General features: G+C 29.4%; 16 protein-coding genes. All 16 read left to right on the forward strand.

The window, feature by feature from the left end:
* Positions 1 to 2 precede the first annotated feature (2 nt).
* The 16 genes from dprA to infB all read left to right on the forward strand — a co-directional run bounded on the left by dprA (position 3) and on the right by infB (position 18,950).
* Positions 3 to 1,106 (forward strand): DNA-processing protein DprA, encoded by a 1,104-nt coding sequence (gene dprA, locus TICRE_RS11650; protein WP_075728268.1) that lies wholly within the window; start codon positions 3 to 5, stop codon positions 1,104 to 1,106.
* Between the two features lie 17 nt (positions 1,107 to 1,123).
* Positions 1,124 to 3,211 (forward strand): type I DNA topoisomerase, encoded by a 2,088-nt coding sequence (gene topA / locus TICRE_RS11655; RefSeq protein WP_075728270.1) that lies wholly within the window; start codon positions 1,124 to 1,126, stop codon positions 3,209 to 3,211.
* Between the two features lie 100 nt (positions 3,212 to 3,311).
* Complete coding sequence (gene codY, locus TICRE_RS11660; protein ID WP_075728272.1) at positions 3,312 to 4,091, forward strand: GTP-sensing pleiotropic transcriptional regulator CodY; 780 nt, start codon at positions 3,312 to 3,314, stop codon at positions 4,089 to 4,091.
* Between the two features lie 155 nt (positions 4,092 to 4,246).
* The gene (rpsB, locus tag TICRE_RS11665) at positions 4,247 to 4,954 is read left to right on the forward strand and encodes a 30S ribosomal protein S2 (RefSeq protein ID WP_075728345.1); all 708 of its coding nucleotides are present in this window, start codon (positions 4,247 to 4,249) and stop codon (positions 4,952 to 4,954) included.
* Positions 4,955 to 5,026: 72 nt separating this feature from the next.
* Entirely contained in the window at positions 5,027 to 5,674 is a 648-nt protein-coding gene (tsf, locus tag TICRE_RS11670; protein WP_075728274.1) for a translation elongation factor Ts, read from the forward strand.
* A 64-nt stretch (positions 5,675 to 5,738) separates the two neighbouring features.
* Entirely contained in the window at positions 5,739 to 6,452 is a 714-nt protein-coding gene (gene pyrH, locus TICRE_RS11675) for a UMP kinase (protein WP_075728276.1), read from the forward strand.
* Between the two features lie 2 nt (positions 6,453 to 6,454).
* Positions 6,455 to 7,012, forward strand: coding sequence for a ribosome recycling factor (gene frr / locus TICRE_RS11680; protein ID WP_075728278.1), 558 nt, complete (start codon positions 6,455 to 6,457; stop codon positions 7,010 to 7,012).
* A 49-nt stretch (positions 7,013 to 7,061) separates the two neighbouring features.
* On the forward strand, positions 7,062 to 7,808 hold the full coding sequence (locus tag TICRE_RS11685; RefSeq protein ID WP_143583177.1) for an isoprenyl transferase: 747 nt from the start codon (positions 7,062 to 7,064) through the stop codon (positions 7,806 to 7,808).
* Positions 7,809 to 8,585 (forward strand): phosphatidate cytidylyltransferase, encoded by a 777-nt coding sequence (locus TICRE_RS11690; RefSeq protein ID WP_075728282.1) that lies wholly within the window; start codon positions 7,809 to 7,811, stop codon positions 8,583 to 8,585.
* A 16-nt stretch (positions 8,586 to 8,601) separates the two neighbouring features.
* The gene (gene rseP / locus TICRE_RS11695; RefSeq protein WP_075728284.1) at positions 8,602 to 9,606 is read left to right on the forward strand and encodes an RIP metalloprotease RseP; all 1,005 of its coding nucleotides are present in this window, start codon (positions 8,602 to 8,604) and stop codon (positions 9,604 to 9,606) included.
* Between the two features lie 11 nt (positions 9,607 to 9,617).
* Complete coding sequence (gene ispG / locus TICRE_RS11700; protein WP_075728286.1) at positions 9,618 to 10,667, forward strand: flavodoxin-dependent (E)-4-hydroxy-3-methylbut-2-enyl-diphosphate synthase; 1,050 nt, start codon at positions 9,618 to 9,620, stop codon at positions 10,665 to 10,667.
* 37 nt (positions 10,668 to 10,704) lie between these two features.
* On the forward strand, positions 10,705 to 14,958 hold the full coding sequence (locus TICRE_RS11705) for a PolC-type DNA polymerase III (RefSeq protein WP_084191955.1): 4,254 nt from the start codon (positions 10,705 to 10,707) through the stop codon (positions 14,956 to 14,958).
* A 130-nt stretch (positions 14,959 to 15,088) separates the two neighbouring features.
* Positions 15,089 to 15,535, forward strand: coding sequence for a ribosome maturation factor RimP (locus TICRE_RS11710; RefSeq protein ID WP_075728288.1), 447 nt, complete (start codon positions 15,089 to 15,091; stop codon positions 15,533 to 15,535).
* A gap of 10 nt (positions 15,536 to 15,545) precedes the next feature.
* Positions 15,546 to 16,595, forward strand: a complete 1,050-nt coding sequence (nusA, locus tag TICRE_RS11715) for a transcription termination factor NusA (protein WP_075728290.1) — start codon at positions 15,546 to 15,548, stop codon at positions 16,593 to 16,595.
* A 9-nt stretch (positions 16,596 to 16,604) separates the two neighbouring features.
* Positions 16,605 to 16,871: an RNase P modulator RnpM gene (gene rnpM / locus TICRE_RS11720; RefSeq protein ID WP_075728292.1), complete on the forward strand. Its 267-nt coding sequence runs from the start codon at positions 16,605 to 16,607 to the stop codon at positions 16,869 to 16,871.
* A gap of 42 nt (positions 16,872 to 16,913) precedes the next feature.
* Positions 16,914 to 18,950: a translation initiation factor IF-2 gene (gene infB / locus TICRE_RS11725; RefSeq protein WP_075728294.1), complete on the forward strand. Its 2,037-nt coding sequence runs from the start codon at positions 16,914 to 16,916 to the stop codon at positions 18,948 to 18,950.
* The last annotated feature ends 8 nt before the right edge of the window (positions 18,951 to 18,958 follow it).

The following is an 18,958-nucleotide window of genomic DNA, read 5'->3' on the forward strand; positions in this document are numbered from 1 at the left end:
TTATGGAAAATTTAAAATGTAGAGATATCTTTATATGGTTAAATAATATAGGCATAACAAGTAAAAATATTTCAAAATTAGAACACTATTTTGTAGATATAAGAGAAATATTAGAAGTAAGTTCTGAAAAAATGTTAAGTATACCAGATATAAGAAAGGAAAGTCTACATAAAATTCTTAAGACTAGAAACAAAGATTTTATCTATGATATATTGTTTAGATTAAAAGAATTGGATATAGATACTATAACTGTATTGGACAAAGAGTATCCTGAAAGCTTAATAAATATCTATGATAAGCCTTATGTTCTTTATCAAAAGGGTGATATAATAGAGAAAGATAATTTATCGATAGCAGTTGTAGGATCTAGAAAATCTACATCATATGGAATATGGGCTTGTGAAAAGTTTACAAAAGAACTTGTGAATTTAGGAGTGACAATTGTAAGTGGAGTAGCACTTGGTATAGATACTATTGCGCATAAAACTGCTATAAAAGAAGGTGGTAGAACTATTGGGATACTTGGTAACGGAATAGATGTATATTATCCTAAAAAAAATGAATTTCTATATAAGGAAATAGTAAACCATGGAGCTATACTTACAGAATTTCCCTTGGGAACTAAACCTATGCCTTACAACTTTCCTCAAAGAAATAGAATAATAACTGGTTTATCTTTAGGGCTTATTGTTATAGAGGCTAAAGAGAAATCGGGAACATCTATAACTGCTCATCATGCATTGGAACAAGGAAAAGATGTATTCGCTCTTCCCGGAAACATTAATAGTATATATAGTGAAGGAACTAACAAACTTATTAAAGATGGAGCTATACCACTTTTAGAAATGGATGATATATTGGAAACAATAGATAGGATAAAACAAAATATGCTTAATGAAAATTTATCTAAAAAAACTATAGATTTTACAAAATTAAGTGATACTGAGAGTAAAATAATAGAAATTATAAGACAAAAGCCTACACATTGTGATATAATCTCTTATCGAACAGGAATAAATATTTCAAGTGTAACAAGTATACTTACTATCTTAGAATTAAAAGGACTAATAAAAGAATTAGATAATAGAATTTTTGCCCTAGTGTAATGCATGGAGGTGTATGTATGGCGAAAAAGTTAGTAATTGTTGAATCTCCAGCAAAGGCTAAGACAATTGGTAAAATATTGGGAAGGTCATATAAAGTATTGGCTTCTGTTGGACATATTAGAGATTTACCTAAAAGTACATTAGGTATAGATATTGAGAATAATTTTGAACCAAAATATATAAATATTAGAGGAAAGGGACCTGTGATTAATGAACTCAGAAAAGAAGCTAAGAAAGCAGATAAAATTTATTTAGCTACTGACCCTGATAGAGAAGGGGAAGCTATATCGTGGCATTTAGCTCATATTTTAAAAATTGATCTTAATGACAAGGTAAGAGTTGAATTTAATGAAGTTACAAAGGATGCTGTAAAAAACGCTATAAAAAACCCTAGAATATTAAATCTTGACTTAATAGATGCACAACAAGCTAGAAGAGTTTTAGATAGATTAGTAGGTTACAAGATAAGTCCTCTTTTATGGAAAAAGATTAGAAAAGGTTTAAGTGCAGGTAGAGTTCAATCTGTAGCTACAAAATTAATTTGTGATAGAGAAGAAGAGATAGACGAGTTTATTCCTGAAGAATATTGGAGTATAATTGCTTTATTAAAAAAAGAAAAAGAAGAGTTTGAAGCTAAATTTACAGGTAAACTAGTAAATAAAAAGGAAGAAAAAATAGAATTAAAATGTAAAGAAGATGTAGATAGGGTTATATGTGACCTAGATAAGGAAAACTTTATAGTAAATAATGTTAAAAAAGGAAACAGAAAGAGAAATCCTTATGCACCATATACAACAAGTACACTACAACAAGATGCTTCTAGTAGACTTGGATTTACTACTAAAAAGACTATGAGTGTAGCACAACAACTTTATGAAGGAATTGATTTAGGAAAAGAAGGAACGGTTGGTCTTATAACATATATGAGAACAGACTCTACAAGAATATCTCAAGGTGCAATAGATTTATCTAAGACTTATATAATAGAAACATTTGGGAAAGAATTCTCTAATGGGGGTAAAACTTATGGAGGTAAAAAGAAAAAGGGGTCTCAAGATGCTCATGAAGCCATAAGACCTACTGGAATTTTAAGAATCCCCAAAGAAGTTAAGGCATTTCTATCAAAAGATCAATTTAAACTATATAATTTGATTTGGAATAGACTTATAGCATCTCAAATGTCACCTGCAAATTATGAAACTATAAGCGTTGATATACTTAGCAATAACTATATCTTTAAGGGTACTGGATCTAAATTAATATTTTCAGGTTTTCTGAAAGTTTATTCTAACATGGATGACAAGGATAAAGATATGAAGATACCAAGTTTAGAAAAAGGTGATAAACTCATATTAAAAGATATAAATGAAAATCAACATTTTACTCAAGCTCCTCCTAGATTTACTGAATCCTCTTTAATTAAAACATTAGAAGAATTAGGAATAGGAAGACCAAGCACTTATGCTCCTACAATAGGAACTATACTTGCGAGAAACTATGTAGTTTTAGAAAATAAATCGTTTTTTCCAACTGAATTAGGAATTTTAGTAAATGATCTTTTAACTGAGTATTTTGATTTGATTATAAATGAAGAATTTACTGCAGAACTAGAAAATCAATTAGATGATGTTGAAGAAGGAAAATATGACTGGAAGAAAGTTGTAAAAGATTTTTATGGAGATTTTAATAAAGAATTAATAAAAGCAGAGGAAGAAATTGATAAAATAGAAATTAAAGATGAAATTACAGATGAAATTTGTGAAAAATGTGGAAGAAATTTGGTTGTTAAAACTGGTAGATACGGTAAATTTATGGCCTGTCCAGGATATCCTGAATGTAAAAATACAAAACCTATTATTGAAACTATAGATGTAAAATGCCCAAAATGTGAAGGTGAAATAATAAAGAAAAAATCTAAAAAAGGAAGAATATTTTATGGGTGCAGTAAATATCCAGAATGTGATTTTGTATCTTGGGATGAACCAGTAAATAAGAAATGTCCAAATTGTAAAGGATATATGGTAATTAAAAGAACTAAAAAAGGAACTACCATTAAATGTATAAACAAAGAATGTGGATATATTGAAAAAGAAAACAATAAATAAAAATGTATACTTTTGTTGATAAGTGTAGTATTCTATATATAGAATATTCAGAATTGAGATATAAAGGATATTTGGTATTACAATATAAGGAGGAAGTAATTTGGAAGGACTATTACAGAAAACTAGAAGATTAAATAAAACATTACAAAATTATGGATCAGATCCTGTATCTTTTTTAGAATTGAGTAAAAAATTAAGTGATATATTACAAGCTAATGTATATATAGCTAGTAAGAAAGGTAGAGTATTGGGCTATAAATTAGCTGAAGGATTTGAATGTGATATAGTTCAGTCTCAAGTAGTAAAAACTCATTCTTTTCCTAAAGCCTACAACGACAATCTCTTAACTATAACGGAATCAAAAGAAAATATTAGTGAATTTGAAACCTGTATATTTGAAGAGTCTCAACCTTGCAATCACGCTGATAAGGTGGCCACAATTATTCCTATATTAAGTGGCGGAGAAAGGCTAGGTACATTGGTTCTAGCTAGATTTGGAAAAGATTTTACCGAGGAGGATTTAATCTTAGCTGAATATAGTGCTACAATAGTAGGTATGGAAATTTTAAGATCTAAAACTGAAGAAATAGAAGAAGAAGCTAGAAAAAAATCAGTAGTGCAAATGGCTATAGGAACTTTATCATATTCAGAACTAGAAGCTATGGAGCATATATTCAATGAACTTGATGGAATGGAAGGACTTTTGGTGGCAAGTAAAATTGCTGATAAAGTAGGAATTACTCGTTCAGTAATTGTAAATGCATTAAGAAAATTTGAAAGCGCTGGTGTTATAGAATCAAGGTCTCTAGGGATGAAGGGAACACACATAAAAATCCTTAATGATAAACTTATAGAAGAGTTAGATAAGGCTACTAAATAAGCACGATAATTATTATTAAAATTATTGCTTTTAAAATCACTATATGTTATACTACTATAGTGATTATACACATTCCTTAATATTAGAAGTAAGTCCCTTATATGGGCCCTTCAATAGATGATGGGAATGGAAGAAAAAAACTTGGAGGTGATCGTATGTCAGTAATTACAATGAAAGGTTTATTAGAATCAGGAGTGCATTTTGGACATCAAACTAGAAGATGGAACCCTAAAATGGCACCATATATTTTTACTGAGAGAAATGGAATCTACATTATTGACTTACAAAGAACGGTAAAAAAGGTAGAAGAAGCTTATAATTTCATAAGAGATGTTGTAGCTGATGGTGGAGAAGTACTTTTTGTAGGTACTAAAAAGCAAGCTCAAGAAGCTATTGAGTCAGAAGCTAAGAGATCTGGTATGCATTTTATAAATCAAAGATGGTTAGGCGGTATGCTAACTAATTACAAAACTATCAGAAAAAGAATTGATAGATTACATGAATTAGCTAAAATGGAAGAAGATGGTATATTTGATCTTTTACCTAAAAAAGAAGTTATCAACTTAAAACATGAAGAAGAAAGACTTGAAAAGTTTTTAGGTGGAATTAAAAACATGGATAAGATACCAGATGTCTTATTTATAGTTGATCCAAGAAAAGAAAGAATAGCTGTTAAAGAAGCTCATATACTTGGAATTCCTGTTGTGGCTATAGTTGATACTAATTGTGATCCTGATGAAATTGACTTTGTAATCCCAGGTAATGATGATGCTATAAGGGCAGTTAAATTATTAACTGAAACTATGGCTAATGCAGTACTAGAAGGAAAGCAAGGAGAACAAATAGAATCTGTAGAAGAGTAAACATAAGGGTAAGGGTCTAAGTAAATTTCATTTAGGCACTTACCATTTTTAACAATTGGAGGAGATATTGGTATGAATATAACTGCATCATTAGTTAAAGAATTAAGAGAAAAAACAGGCGCGGGAATGTTGGATTGTAAAAATGCTTTAGTTGAAACTGAAGGAAATATAGAAAAAGCTATTGATTTATTGAGAGAAAAAGGACTTGCTTCCGCTTCTAAAAAAGCTGGTAGAATAGCATCTGAAGGATTAGTTGATTCTTATATACATGGTGGTAGAATAGGAGTTTTAATAGAAATAAATTCTGAAACTGACTTTGTAGCTAAAACTGATAGATTTAAAGATTTCGTGCGAGATATGGCTATGCAGGTAGCAGCTGCAAATCCTAAATATGTAAGTAAAGAGGATGTGCCTGAAGATGTAGCTGAAAGAGAAAAACACGTTCTAATTCAACAAGCTATGAATGAAGGTAAACCGGAACATATAGCTCTAAAAATGGTTGAGGGTAGAATGGGCAAGTTTTATGAAGAAATTTGTTTATTAGAGCAAAACTTTATAAAAGACCCTAGTATGAAAATAAAAGATATATTAAATGAAAACATTTCTAAAATTGGTGAAAATTTAAAAATTAGAAGATTTGTTAGATTTGAGGTTGGAGAAGGTTTAGAGAAGAAAGAAGAAAATTTTGCTGAAGAGGTAGCAAAACAAATTGGTAATTAATTAATAGGGGAACATTTAATGTTCTCCTATTAATTATGATATTGTTACATAAGGAGTGTGTTAAATGAAGCCTATCTACAAAAGAATAGTTTTAAAATTAAGTGGAGAAGCATTAGCGGGTGAAAAAGGTTTAGGTATAGATACAAATACCATAATGAGAATTGCTAAAGAAGTAAAGACAATTCAAAAAATGGGTGTTGAGATTGCAATCGTTGTTGGAGGTGGAAACTTCTGGAGAGGTGTAAGTGCTAAAGAAATGGATAGGACTACCTCGGATCATATGGGGATGCTTGGAACTGTTATGAATGCATTGGCTCTTCAAGATGCACTTGAAAAACTAGATGTAATTACAAGAGTTCAATCTGCTATAGATATGAAGCAAATAGCAGAACCTTACATTAGAAGAAGGGCAATTAGACATTTAGAAAAAAAGAGAATAGTTATATTCGCTGCAGGAACTGGAAATCCATATTTTTCTACAGATACTACAGCTGCTTTAAGAGCAGCAGAAATAGAAGCTCAAGTAATATTAGTAGGTAAAAAAGGTGTAGATGGAATATATGATTCTGATCCAAAGTTAAATAGACTAGCTAAAAAATTTGAAACATTAAATTATATAGATATTTTAAATTTAGGCTTAAAAATTATGGATTCAACAGCTACTTCCTTATGTATGGACAATAAAATCCCACTAGTAGTATTTGGTATAGATGAACCAAACAATATTATTGATGTAATTAATGGAAAAAAAATAGGTACTCATGTAAAGGAGGATTAATTATGAATTTAGATGTTCACAAAACAGTAGAAGAAAAAATGAAAAAGACTATTTCGGTCTACAAAGAGGATTTACAATCTATTAGAGCAGGTAGGGCGAATACTAGTCTTTTAGATAAAATTACTGTTGATTATTATGGACAAATGACGCCACTTATACAAGTTGCAAGTGTTTCTGCTCCCGAACCAAGACTTCTTACTATTCAACCTTGGGATTTAAAACTTATACCTGTTATAGAAAAAGCAATACTTGTATCAGACTTAGGAATAAATCCTACAAATGATGGTAAAATAATTAGACTTCAAATACCTCAACTTACAGAAGAACGAAGAAAAGATCTTATAAAAGTAGTAAAGAAAAATGGAGAAAATGCAAAAATATCAGTTAGAAATTTAAGACGAGATGGTATAGATGCTATAAAGAAAATGGAAAAATCTAAGGATATAGACGAAGACGAGAGAAGAAATGCAGAAGAAAAAATGCAAAAAATAACAGATAAATTCATCGAAGAAATTGATTCTATTACAAAAAATAAAGAAGATGAGTTATTAGAAATATAACAAAACCCCTTCTTCCATGAAGGGGTTTTTAATGTTAGGAGAGAGATTTATGAAAGATAAATCATATGATACTGATCTTTTAAAATTAATTGACTTTAAAAAGCTCCCAAAACATATTGCAATAATCATGGATGGAAATGGAAGATGGGCAAAACGAAAGTTTTTGCCTAGATACTTTGGTCATCAAGAAGGTATGAAAAGAGTTATTGATATAGTTAGTGCTAGTTCTAAATTAGGAATAGATTGTTTAACTTTATATGCTTTTTCAACCGAAAACTGGAAAAGACCTGAGGAAGAAATAGAGAGTCTAATGAAAATTTTGGTATCATATATAAGAAAAGAGTTAGAAAAGTTAGTAGAAAATAATGTAAAATTAAATATAATAGGTGATATTTCAAACTTTCCAACTTTAGCTCGTACGGAAGTTGAAAGGGCTATTTTTGAAACTGAGAATAACACAGGTATGAATTTAAATATAGCTTTAAACTATGGCGGAAGAGATGAAATAATCTATGGAATTAAAAATTTATTGAATGATTATAAATTGGGTAAGATAAATATTGATAACTTAAATTCTGAAATTTTCTCTAATTATCTTTATACTAAAGGACAGCCTGATCCTGACTTGCTTATACGGCCAAGTGGGGAGTTGAGGATTAGTAATTTTATGCTATATCAAATAGCATATACAGAATTTTGGTTTTCAGATGTATTATGGCCAGATTTTAGTGAAGATAAACTCTATGAAGCCATAATTGATTTTCAAAAAAGAAATAGAAGATTTGGGGGATTATAGATGAAAGAAACATATAAAAGAGTTGTTTCGGCAATAATCGGAACTATACTTTTACTTTTAATAGTTAGTAAAGGCAATGTATATTTAAATACTGGAGTATTTATTGTATCTATAATAGGACTCCGAGAATTCTATATAGCTATAAGAAAAATAGAAACTAATCCCCTATCATACATAGGTTACTTATGTACACTACTGATATACTTGTCTAATTTTTATCCTGAAATAAACATTGAATTTATTTTAACTTTATCAATTATATTATCTTTAATAATATATCTCTTTAGTAAAAAAATATTATTAAAAGATATAGGAGTTACTTTTGTGGGAATATTATATATTCCGTTTTTATTTTCATATATAAACTATTTAGAAAACAGTATATATATATGGTTAATATTTATAATATCTTTTGGAACAGATACTTTTGCATATTTAGGAGGTCGATTTTTGGGTAAAAATAAATTATGGCCTGAAATTAGTCCTAATAAAACTATTGAAGGAGCTATAAGTGGTATAGTAGGAAGCACTGTGCTTACTGTTATATTTGCTTTTTTTATTGAAGAAAAATCTATTTATCTACTGATGATTCTAGCTATTATAGTGTCAACATTTTCGCAAATAGGAGATTTGATAGCATCAAAGATAAAAAGATCTACAAAATTAAAAGATTATGGACATATAATGCCAGGGCATGGTGGAGTATTAGATAGATTTGATAGTATTATTTTAGGGGCACCTTTAATATATTATTATATAAATTATTTTTTAAATTAAATTAGGTGGTGAATTTATGCAAACAGCAATATCGGCAATATTTGTATTTCTCCTAGTGATATTACTACATGAATTAGGACACTTTGCAGTAGCAAAAATGGTGGGTATAAAGGTAAATGAATTTGCTATTGGTATGGGACCTACTATATTTAAAACTAAGAAAGGAGAGACCAAATATAGTTTAAGAGCTCTTCCAATAGGTGGATATGTAAGTATGGAGGGTGAAGACGAAAATTCAAATGATCCTAGAAGTTTTAATAAAGCTCCTGTATTATCTAGAATGGGAGTAATAGTAGCGGGTGCTTTTATGAATTTTGTTTTAGCTATAATAGTATTATCTATTGTATCGTTTAACATAGGAGTTCAAACAACTATAGTAGAAGATACGACGAAAAATTCTCCAGCGGAAATTTCTGGAATATTATCAGGGGATAAGATAAGTGCTATAAATGGTGTAAATATAGATAGTTGGGAAGATATTATAAATGAAATAAGCAGTAAAAGCAATAAAGAAGAGATAAAGATTAGTATTTTAAGAAACAAGGAAAAACTAGATATAACTATGATACCAACTGTTGAGGATGGAAGAACTGTTATAGGAATTAAGCCTAAAACAGATAAATCTATAGGTCTAGCAATCAAAGGTGGTTTTGAAAAAACAGGTGTATTTTTAAATTCAATGTTTGATTTTGTAAAGATGGTATTTAAAGGGGAAGTATCTACTAAAGACTTATCGGGTCCTGTAGGTGTTATAAATGTAGTTGGTGAAGCATCTAAGATGGGCTTTACAAATCTATTGCTTATACTAGGATTTATAAGTGTAAATTTAGGTTTCTTTAATTTATTGCCTATACCTGCTTTAGATGGAAGTAGGCTAGTATTTTTATTTATAGAACTCATAAGAGGAAAACCTATAAATCCAGAAAAAGAAAACTTAGTTCATATGGTCGGTTTTTTTCTATTGATAGGACTTATGATTGTAGTAACTTATAGAGATTTAATTAGAATTAATATTTTTTAAAGGTGGTTAATATGAGAAAGAATACAAAAGTTATAAAAGTTGGAAATAAGCTAATAGGAGGAAATAATCCTATAACAATCCAATCTATGACAAATACTATTACCAAGGATATTAATGCTACTATAAGACAAATAAATAGATTAGAAAAAGCTGGATGCGATATTATAAGAATGGCTATTTCAGATAATGAAGATGCTCAAGCTATAAAGACTATAAAACAGAATATAAATATACCTATAATAGCAGACATTCAATATGACTATAGACTTGCGTTAGAATCTATCAAGTATGGCGTAGATGGTCTTAGAATAAATCCAGGCAATATTGGTAGCTTAAATAAGGTAAAACAAATTGTAGATGCTTGTAGAGAAAATCAAATTTCTATTAGAATAGGAGTGAATTCTGGCTCTATTAAAAAAGAATATTTGGATAAATATAATGGAGTAAATGAAAATTCAATGGTAGAAAGTGCTTTAGAACAAATAAGGCTTTTAGAGGAATTAGACTTTAAAGATATAAAGATTTCTTTAAAAGCAAGTAATGTTCCTTTATCTATAAAATCTTATACTAGAATGAGTGAGTTAAGAAATTATCCACTTCATCTTGGAATCACAGAGGCTGGTCCTGGTATGAAAGGAACTATAAAGTCTTCCGTTGGAATAGGGGCGCTTCTTGCTATGGGTATTGGTGATACAATAAGAGTATCTCTTACAGATGACCCTATTGAGGAAATAAAAGTAGGTAGAGAAATACTAAAGTCATTAGGTCTTTTAAAAGGTGGATTAGAATTAATTTCTTGTCCAACTTGTGGAAGAACTAAGATTGACCTAATCAATATTGTGAAAGAGGCTGAAAAAAAGCTTGAAGGAATAGACAAAAACTTAAAAGTAGCGATAATGGGCTGCCCAGTAAATGGTCCAGGTGAAGCTAAAGAAGCTGATATCGGAATCGCAGGTGGAAATGGTGAAGGGATAATATTTATTAAAGGTAAAATAGTAAAAAAAGTTAAAGAAGAAAAACTTTTAGAAGAACTTGTCAAAGAAATAAGGAAGATTCAATAAAAATCACTGATTTAATTGAATAGGAGGAATATCCTATATGAAAAAAATTAGCTTAAAAGAAGTTATGAAAGAAGAAAAATATGCTCATCTTCTGAGTGTTCCTATAGATATACAAAACATAAAAATAGACAAACAAAATATGGAACTTTTTATTGTTTTAGAATCTTTTAATATAATAAGTATTAAATACTTTGAAGAAATAAAAAACTTTTTTAAAGTTGTTTTTGAAAAATTTAAAGTTATTTTAATTATAAATTATAAATTTGATATAACAGATGAGGAAAATAGAGAAAAATATATAGATAATATAAAAGAATATATTTATAGCTTAATTCCTTCAAGTGTATCTTGGTTAGATGGATTAAATTATAAATTTAGCAAAAATATATTATCTTTAGAATTTCCTAATGATATATCTTTAGTTTCTTTAGAAAGACAAAGTATTATCGATAAACTAGATTCTAAAATTAAGGACGAAGTAGGTTTGATTTTAGAAACTAGTAAAAACATTTGTAATGAATATAATAATGATTTTTTAGAAACGAAGTTAGATGAAGAAAAAAAGATTTCTCAAATTATTTTAGAAAACTCATATATAGAGTCTCCTAAAAAAGAGAAAAAAATAGCTTCCAAAAACTATTCTTTTGGAAAAACTATAAAAAGTGAAACTATAGATATAAGTGAAATAAATCTTCAAACTGGTACATGTGCAATAAAAGGAGAGATATTTGATATTGAGTTTAGAGAAATTAGGGGAAATAAACTTATAATAACCTTTTATATAACTGACAAAAAAGATTCCACTTTAGTAAAAGTATTTATAAAAAAAGAAGAAGGAGAAGAACTTTTAAATAATTTGGAAGAAGAACTTTTTGTAATATTAGAAGGTGATGTTATATACGATACCTATTCTAGAACTCAAGTTATTATGCTAAAATCTTTAAAGCCTTTAGAAAAGACAGAAAGAATGGATAATTATAAAGAAAAAAGAGTAGAATTACATCTTCATACTCAAATGAGTTCTATGGATGGAATAACAAATGTAAAGAAACTTATAAATCAAGCACATAGATGGGGACACGAGGCAATAGCAGTTACAGACCACGGTGTAGTACAAGCATTTCCAGAAGCTATGGAAATGAGCAAAAAACTAGGTATTAAAATATTATATGGTGTAGAAGGTTATTTAGTAAACGATAAGAAAGAAATAATTTCAGATCTTGATTTAAATAAGAATTATGATGAGTTTGTAATATTTGACATAGAAACTACAGGACTTTCCGCTATAAATGATTCTATTACTGAAATAGGTGCTATCAAAGTCAAAAATGGTGAAGTAATAGATACATTTAGTCATTTAGTAAATCCTGAAAGACCTATTCCAGAATTTATAACTAAATTAACAGGGATTACAGATGAAATGGTAGAAGATAAACCAACAATAGAAAAAACAATCCCTTTATTTCAAGATTTCATAGCAGAAAGTATATTGATAGCTCATAATGCTAGTTTTGATGTGGGTTTTATTAGAGAAAATCTAAAAAAAATGAATTTAAAATTTTCAAATCCTGTATTAGACACTTTGGAACTCTCAAGAGCGGTGTTTCCAGATCTTAAAAATCATAAGTTAAATACATTATCTAAATACTTAGATATACAATTAGAAAATCATCATAGAGCTGTAGATGATGCTAAAGCTACTAAAGAGATATTTTTAAAAATAATGGATTTATTAAAAGATAAAGGTATAGGTGAACTAGATTCTCTAAATCATCTAAATGCAAATAAGGATATTACTAAAGATAGTGTATATCATGTAACTATTTTAGCTAAAAATTTAGTGGGATTAAAAAATTTATATAGACTTGTTTCGGATTCGCATATAAAATACTTTTATAGAAAACCAAGAATATCTAAGTCGCTTTTAGAAAAATATAGAGAAGGTCTTTTAATAGGAAGTGCTTGTGAAAGTGGAGAGTTATTTAAAGCTCTTATTTCCAATAAAAGTTATTCTGAAATTAGAAATATTGTAAAATTTTATGATTATTTAGAAATTCAACCTTTAGAAAATAATAAACATCTATTAAGAAATGGTTTAGTAAAAGATTATAATCAGCTTAAAGAATTAAACAAGCAAATATATCACCTGGGAAAAAAATATGAAAAAATAGTTGTAGCTACTGGAGATGTACATTTCCTGAATCCAGAAGATGAAGTATATAGAAGAATACTTATGGCAGGGCAGGGATTTTCAGATGCCGAAGAGCAAGCTCCTTTGTATTTCAAAACTACTACAGAAATGCTAAAAGAGTTTGATTATTTAGGTGAAGATATAGCAACAGAAGTTGTTATAAAAAATACTAATTTGGTAAATAATATGATAGAAGATATCAAACCTATACCAGATGGAACTTTTCCTCCAATAATAGAAGGTTCTGAGGAAGAACTTAAAAAGATAACATATGATAAAGCATATGAAATATATGGGAATCCGTTACCAGAACTAGTAGAGAAAAGATTATGTAGAGAATTAAGCTCTATTATTGAAAATGGATATGCCGTAATGTATATAATTGCTCAAAAACTCGTGTGGAAGTCTATAGAAGATGGTTATCTAGTAGGATCTAGAGGCTCAGTTGGATCATCATTTGTAGCCACTATGAGTGGAATAACAGAAGTAAATCCCCTACCTCCTCATTATACTTGTCCTAATTGTAAATTTAGTGAATTTTTCGAAGGTGGATATATAGCATCGGGTTCCGACCTTTCAGATAAAAATTGCCCACATTGTGATACTTTTTTAAATAAGGATGGTCAAGATATACCCTTTGAAGTATTTTTAGGATTTGAAGGTGATAAAGAACCAGATATAGATTTAAACTTTGCTGGAGAATACCAATCTGTAGCCCACAAGTATACTGAGGAACTATTTGGAGAAGGGTATGTATTTAGAGCTGGAACTATAGGTACTATTGCAGATAAAACTGCTTATGGATTTGTAAAAAAGTATTTTGAACAAAGAGAACTTTTTGTAAATCCAGCTGAAATAAATCGTTTAGTAAAAGGTTGTACTGGAATAAAAAGAAGCTCGGGGCAACATCCCGGTGGAGTAATGATTGTTCCTAAATACAAGGATATATTGGACTTTACTCCAATCCAATATCCTGCTAATGATAGAGAATCGGGTGTTATAACCACCCATTTTGATTATAATGCTATAAGCAGCAATATATTAAAGCTAGATATATTAGGTCATGATGTTCCTACTATAATAAAGATGCTAGAAGATATAACAGGGATAGATCCTACTACTATAGCACTGGATGAAAAGTCTACTATGGAACTTTTTCACAGCGTAAAACCTTTAAAAGTCCAAGAAAAAGATATAGATTCTAAAGTAGGCACTCTTGGAATCCCAGAATTTGGAACTAAATTTGTAAGACAGATGTTAATTGAAACAAACCCTACTACTTTTTCAGAACTTGTAAGAATAAGTGGATTGTCACACGGTACTGATGTTTGGATTAATAATGCTCAAGATTTAGTAAAAAGTAATAGAGCAACTCTATCAGAGGTAATATCGACAAGAGAAGATATAATGCTTACCTTGATAAATGCAGGACTAGATAAGAAAAAAGCATTTTGGATTATGGAAAATGTTAGAAAGGGTAAGGGTCTTACTGAAGAAGAAGAGAAAGATATGAAATCTATAAATCTTCCTAGTTGGTATATAGAGGCTTGTCATAAGATAAAATATATGTTTCCTAAAGCCCATGCTGTTGCTTATGTAATGATGTCTTTTAGGATAGCGTATTTTAAAGTTTATCATCCAGAAGCTTTTTATGCTACTTATTTTACTACTAAAGCTGCAGACTTTGATGCACAATTGATTCTTGAAGGACCAGTTTCTGTGAGAAAAAAGATACAGGAATTAGAATCATTAGGCAATGATATAAAAGTAAAAGAAAAAAACCTCCTTACTGTACTAGAAGTTGTAAGAGAAATGTATGCTAGAGGCTTTAAGTTTCAAAATGTTGATTTATATAATTCTGATAGTGATAAATTTTTAATAGGAAAAGAAGGTATAATTCCCCCTTTAAAGGGTTTAGATGGGGTTGGAGAAAATGCTGCTAAAAAGATTGTAGAAGAAAGAAATATATCGAAATTTATATCTATTGAAGATTTAATTAAAAGAGGGAAAGTAAGCCGCACTGTAATAGATTCATTAACTAATCATGGATGTTTAGATAATTTACCTCAAAGTAATCAGATTAGCCTCTTTAACATTTGATTTTTAGCATCTAACATGATATAATTAGTTAGAATAATAAACAGGTTTTTTGACAAAGAGTGGGCTATCCCACTCTTGATTTTTTATAAAAATGAATATTTAGGAGGTGTTTTAAATAGGTAAAAAAGAAATGCTTAATATTGTAGGAAAAATAAGTAATGATATAGCGGAAAAATTAGGTTATGAACTAGTAGATATAGAATATGTAAAAGAGTTTGGTAACTATTTTTTGAAGATATATGTGGATAAAGTAGGTGGAATAACCTTAGATGATTGTCAAAAAGTGAGTGAAGAATTAAGCACGAAATTAGATGAAAAAGATCCTATACCTGAAGAGTATTATTTAGAAGTATCATCTCCGGGATTAGATAGACCACTCAAAACGGATAAGGATTTAAAAAGAAATTTGGAAAGAGATGTGGAATTAAAACTATATAAACCTTTTGAAAACAAAAAAATGTACGAAGGTGAACTTAAAAATTATTCTAAAGATAAAATTACATTAAAACAAAATGGTAATTTAGTAGATATCCCAAGAGAATATATTTCTATTATAAAATTAAGTATTAAATTTTAGGAGGTTACTCATGAATCAAGATTTTATTAATGCCTTGCATGAAATCGAAAAAGAAAAAGGCGTATCTATAGATATAATATATGAGGCATTAGAATCAGCACTCATCTCAAGCTATAAGAAAAACTTTGGTGCTTCTCAAAATGTTATAGTAGAGATGAATAAAGAAACAGGAAAAACTAAAGTATACGCTATAAAAGATGTTGTAGATGAAGTTAACGATGAGTATTTAGAGATAAGCTTGGAAAAAGCTAAAGAGATAGATAAATTATATGAAATTGGAGATGTTTTGAGATTAGAAATTACTCCTAAAGACTTTGGAAGAATAGCTGCTCAAACTGCCAAGCAAGTAGTCATACAAAGAATAAAAGATGCAGAAAGAGATGTTATATATGATGAGTTTATTAATAGAGAAAATGAAATAATAACTGGAATGATTCAAAGAATATCCAAAAACAATGTATTTATAGATTTAGGAAAGACCGAAGGAGTTCTACCACCAACTGAACAAATTGAAGGTGAAATTTACGAACAATCCGATAGACTTAAATTATTAGTTATGGAAGTTAAAAAAACTACTAAGGGACCACAAATTGTATTATCTAGATCACATCCAAACCTAGTAAAAAGGCTATTTGAACTAGAAGTTCCTGAAATAAATAATGGTATAGTTGAAATATATTCAATTGCAAGAGAAGCTGGTTCTAGGACTAAAATTGCAGTTTATTCTAAAGATCCAGATGTTGATCCACTAGGAGCATGTGTAGGATTTCAAGGAAGCAGAGTAAAGACAATTGTAGATGAATTAAATGGGGAAAAGATAGATATTGTAATTTGGACTAAAAATATTGAAGAATTTATAGGAAACAGCTTAAGTCCTTCACAAGTAGTAAAAGTAGAGGTGAATGAAAAAGAAAAATCTGCATTAGTAATAGTTCCGGATTATCAATTATCATTAGCTATAGGAAAAGAAGGACAAAATGCAAGACTAGCTGCCAAACTTACTAGTTGGAAGATAGATATAAAATCAGAATCACAATATGCAGAAATAATTAAAGAATAAGGTGATAAGATGAGAAAGAAAAAAATACCTTTAAGAAAATGCTTAGGCTGTAAAGAAAATAAAAACAAAAAAGAACTTATTCGTATTGTTAAAACCCCAGAAAATGAAGTGTTAATTGATTTAACTGGTAAAGTTAACGGACGTGGAGCTTATATATGTAATAATAAAGAGTGTTTTAAAATGGCTATAAAGAGTAATATAATTTCAAGGAATTTAGAGGTGGAAATTCCAAAGGAGAAAATTGAAGAACTAGAAGAGCAAATTCAAAAAAGTTAAATAAAGACATAACACCTTTAAATAAATTAGGGGGTGCATTGTATGGCAAAGATGAGAATATATGAATTGGCAAAAGAATTAGATATCAGCAGTAAAGAACTTATGGAAAAAATAGAAGACTTAGATATAAATGCAAAAAGTCATATGAGTTCATTATCTGGTGAAGAAACTGAATTAATTAAAGAATTATTAGGAAATGAGGAGGAAGAAATTATAAAAACAAAACAAGTACAAGAAAATAAGAATACAAATATTAAGGAAGAAGATTCAAACATTATAAATGCTGAAGAATCTCAAGTTGATCAAGATGAAACAAATACTATAGAAATAGGAAGTGAAATTATAGTAAAAGAATTAGCGGATATATTGAATGTAAACCCTTCCCAGGTAATCACTAAATTAATTAGTCAAGGAATTATGGCTAGTCAAAATCAATCTATTGATTTTGATACTGCAAGTTTATTAGCTATCGATTTCGGAGTAGAGTTAAGTCTTAAAGAAGAAACAGAAGAAACAGAAATCGAAGAAGAGATTATGGCTGAGTTAGATTATGAAGATAAGGAAGAAGATTTAAAACCTAGACCACCTGTAGTAACGGTAATGGGACACGTAGACCATGGAAAAACATCTCTTTTAGATGCAATTAGGGAAAGCCATGTAACTACAAGCGAAGCTGGAGGAATAACTCAACATATAGGTGCTTCTGTTGCTAGAATAAACGATAAAAAACTAGTGTTTTTAGATACTCCAGGACATGAAGCATTTACATCTATGAGAGCTAGAGGAGCTAAAGTTACAGATATAGCAATATTAGTAGTAGCTGCTGATGATGGAGTAATGCCTCAAACCTTAGAGGCTATAAGTCATGCTAAAGCAGCGGGAGTACCTATCATAGTAGCTATAAATAAGATTGATAAACCTACTGCTAATTTAGATAGGATAAAACAAGAATTAGTAGAAAATGGATTATTACCAGAAGACTGGGGTGGAGATACTATAACAGTACCGGTATCTGCTAAAAATAGAGAAGGTATTGATGAGCTATTAGAGATGGTACTTTTAGTAGCAGAAATACAAGAATTAAAAGCTAACCCAAATAGAAAGGCTATTGGAATAGTCATAGAAGCTCAACTTGATAAAGGCAAAGGACCACTTGCAACCATCTTAGTACAAAAGGGTACATTAAAAGTAGGAGATATGGTAGTATCAGGAACTGCTAGTGGAAGAATAAGAGCTATGTTAGACCATAAAGGTAAGCAATTAAAAAAAGCTACTCCTTCCATTCCAGCTGTAATTCTTGGATTATCTGAAGTTCCTAATGCTGGAGATTTAATATATGCAGTAGAGAATGAAAAAATAGCTAGATTTTATGCAAGTGAGAAGAAAAATCAATTAAGAGAACAACAATTTAAACTTGATGATAGAGTTACTTTAGAGAATTTGTTTGAAACAATTAAAGAGGGAGACATACAAGATTTAAACATAATTATAAAAGCTGATGTAAGAGGTTCCATGGAAGCTTTAAGCCAATCTTTACAAAAACTTGATATAAAAGAAGAAGTAAAGGTAAATATGATACACGGTGGTATTGGTGGTATTACGGAAAGTGATATAATGCTAGCTGCAGCTTCTAATGCTATAGTAATAGGCTTTAATGTAAGACCAAACTTAAATGCTTTAGAGGTGGCTAAAAGAGAAAAAGTAGATATAAGAACATATAGAGTAATATATGAAGCCATAGAAGATATACAAAAAGCTGTAAAAGGAATGTTAATTCCTGATATAGTAGAAGAAGTATTAGGTCGTGCTGAAATTAGGGCTACATTTAGACTACCTAATGGTAATAGTATAGCTGGTATTTATATTGTAAACGGAAAAATAACAAGAAACTCTAAAATAAGACTATTAAGAGATGATATAGTTATGTTTGAGGGTACTATTTCATCTTTAAAAAGATTTAAAGATGATGTAAGGGAAGTAGCTTCTGGTTATGAAGCCGGAATAGGTCTTGAAAACTATAACGATTTAAAAGAAGGAGATATGTTAGAAGCATATATATTAAAAGAAGTACAAAGATAGAGAGGTGC

The sequence above is a fragment of the Tissierella creatinophila DSM 6911 genome (assembly GCF_001940565.1).
Classification (GTDB): Bacteria; Bacillota; Clostridia; order Tissierellales; family Tissierellaceae; genus Tissierella_A; species Tissierella_A creatinophila.

Bases quoted from the DNA above. Each gene is read 5' to 3' on its own strand.
- TICRE_RS11710 (WP_075728288.1), top strand. From the start codon at position 15,089: ATGCTTAATATTGTAGGAAAAATAAGTAATGATATAGCGGAAAAATTA.
- TICRE_RS11685 (WP_143583177.1), top strand. From the start codon at position 7,062: ATGAAAGATAAATCATATGATACTGATCTTTTAAAATTAATTGACTTT.
- topA (WP_075728270.1), top strand. From the start codon at position 1,124: ATGGCGAAAAAGTTAGTAATTGTTGAATCTCCAGCAAAGGCTAAGACA.
- infB (WP_075728294.1), top strand. From the start codon at position 16,914: ATGGCAAAGATGAGAATATATGAATTGGCAAAAGAATTAGATATCAGC.
- TICRE_RS11690 (WP_075728282.1), top strand. From the start codon at position 7,809: ATGAAAGAAACATATAAAAGAGTTGTTTCGGCAATAATCGGAACTATA.
- frr (WP_075728278.1), top strand. From the start codon at position 6,455: ATGAATTTAGATGTTCACAAAACAGTAGAAGAAAAAATGAAAAAGACT.
- rseP (WP_075728284.1), top strand. From the start codon at position 8,602: ATGCAAACAGCAATATCGGCAATATTTGTATTTCTCCTAGTGATATTA.
- pyrH (WP_075728276.1), top strand. From the start codon at position 5,739: ATGAAGCCTATCTACAAAAGAATAGTTTTAAAATTAAGTGGAGAAGCA.
- dprA (WP_075728268.1), top strand. From the start codon at position 3: ATGGAAAATTTAAAATGTAGAGATATCTTTATATGGTTAAATAATATA.
- nusA (WP_075728290.1), top strand. From the start codon at position 15,546: ATGAATCAAGATTTTATTAATGCCTTGCATGAAATCGAAAAAGAAAAA.
- rnpM (WP_075728292.1), top strand. From the start codon at position 16,605: ATGAGAAAGAAAAAAATACCTTTAAGAAAATGCTTAGGCTGTAAAGAA.
- rpsB (WP_075728345.1), top strand. From the start codon at position 4,247: ATGTCAGTAATTACAATGAAAGGTTTATTAGAATCAGGAGTGCATTTT.
- ispG (WP_075728286.1), top strand. From the start codon at position 9,618: ATGAGAAAGAATACAAAAGTTATAAAAGTTGGAAATAAGCTAATAGGA.
- tsf (WP_075728274.1), top strand. From the start codon at position 5,027: ATGAATATAACTGCATCATTAGTTAAAGAATTAAGAGAAAAAACAGGC.
- TICRE_RS11705 (WP_084191955.1), top strand. From the start codon at position 10,705: ATGAAAAAAATTAGCTTAAAAGAAGTTATGAAAGAAGAAAAATATGCT.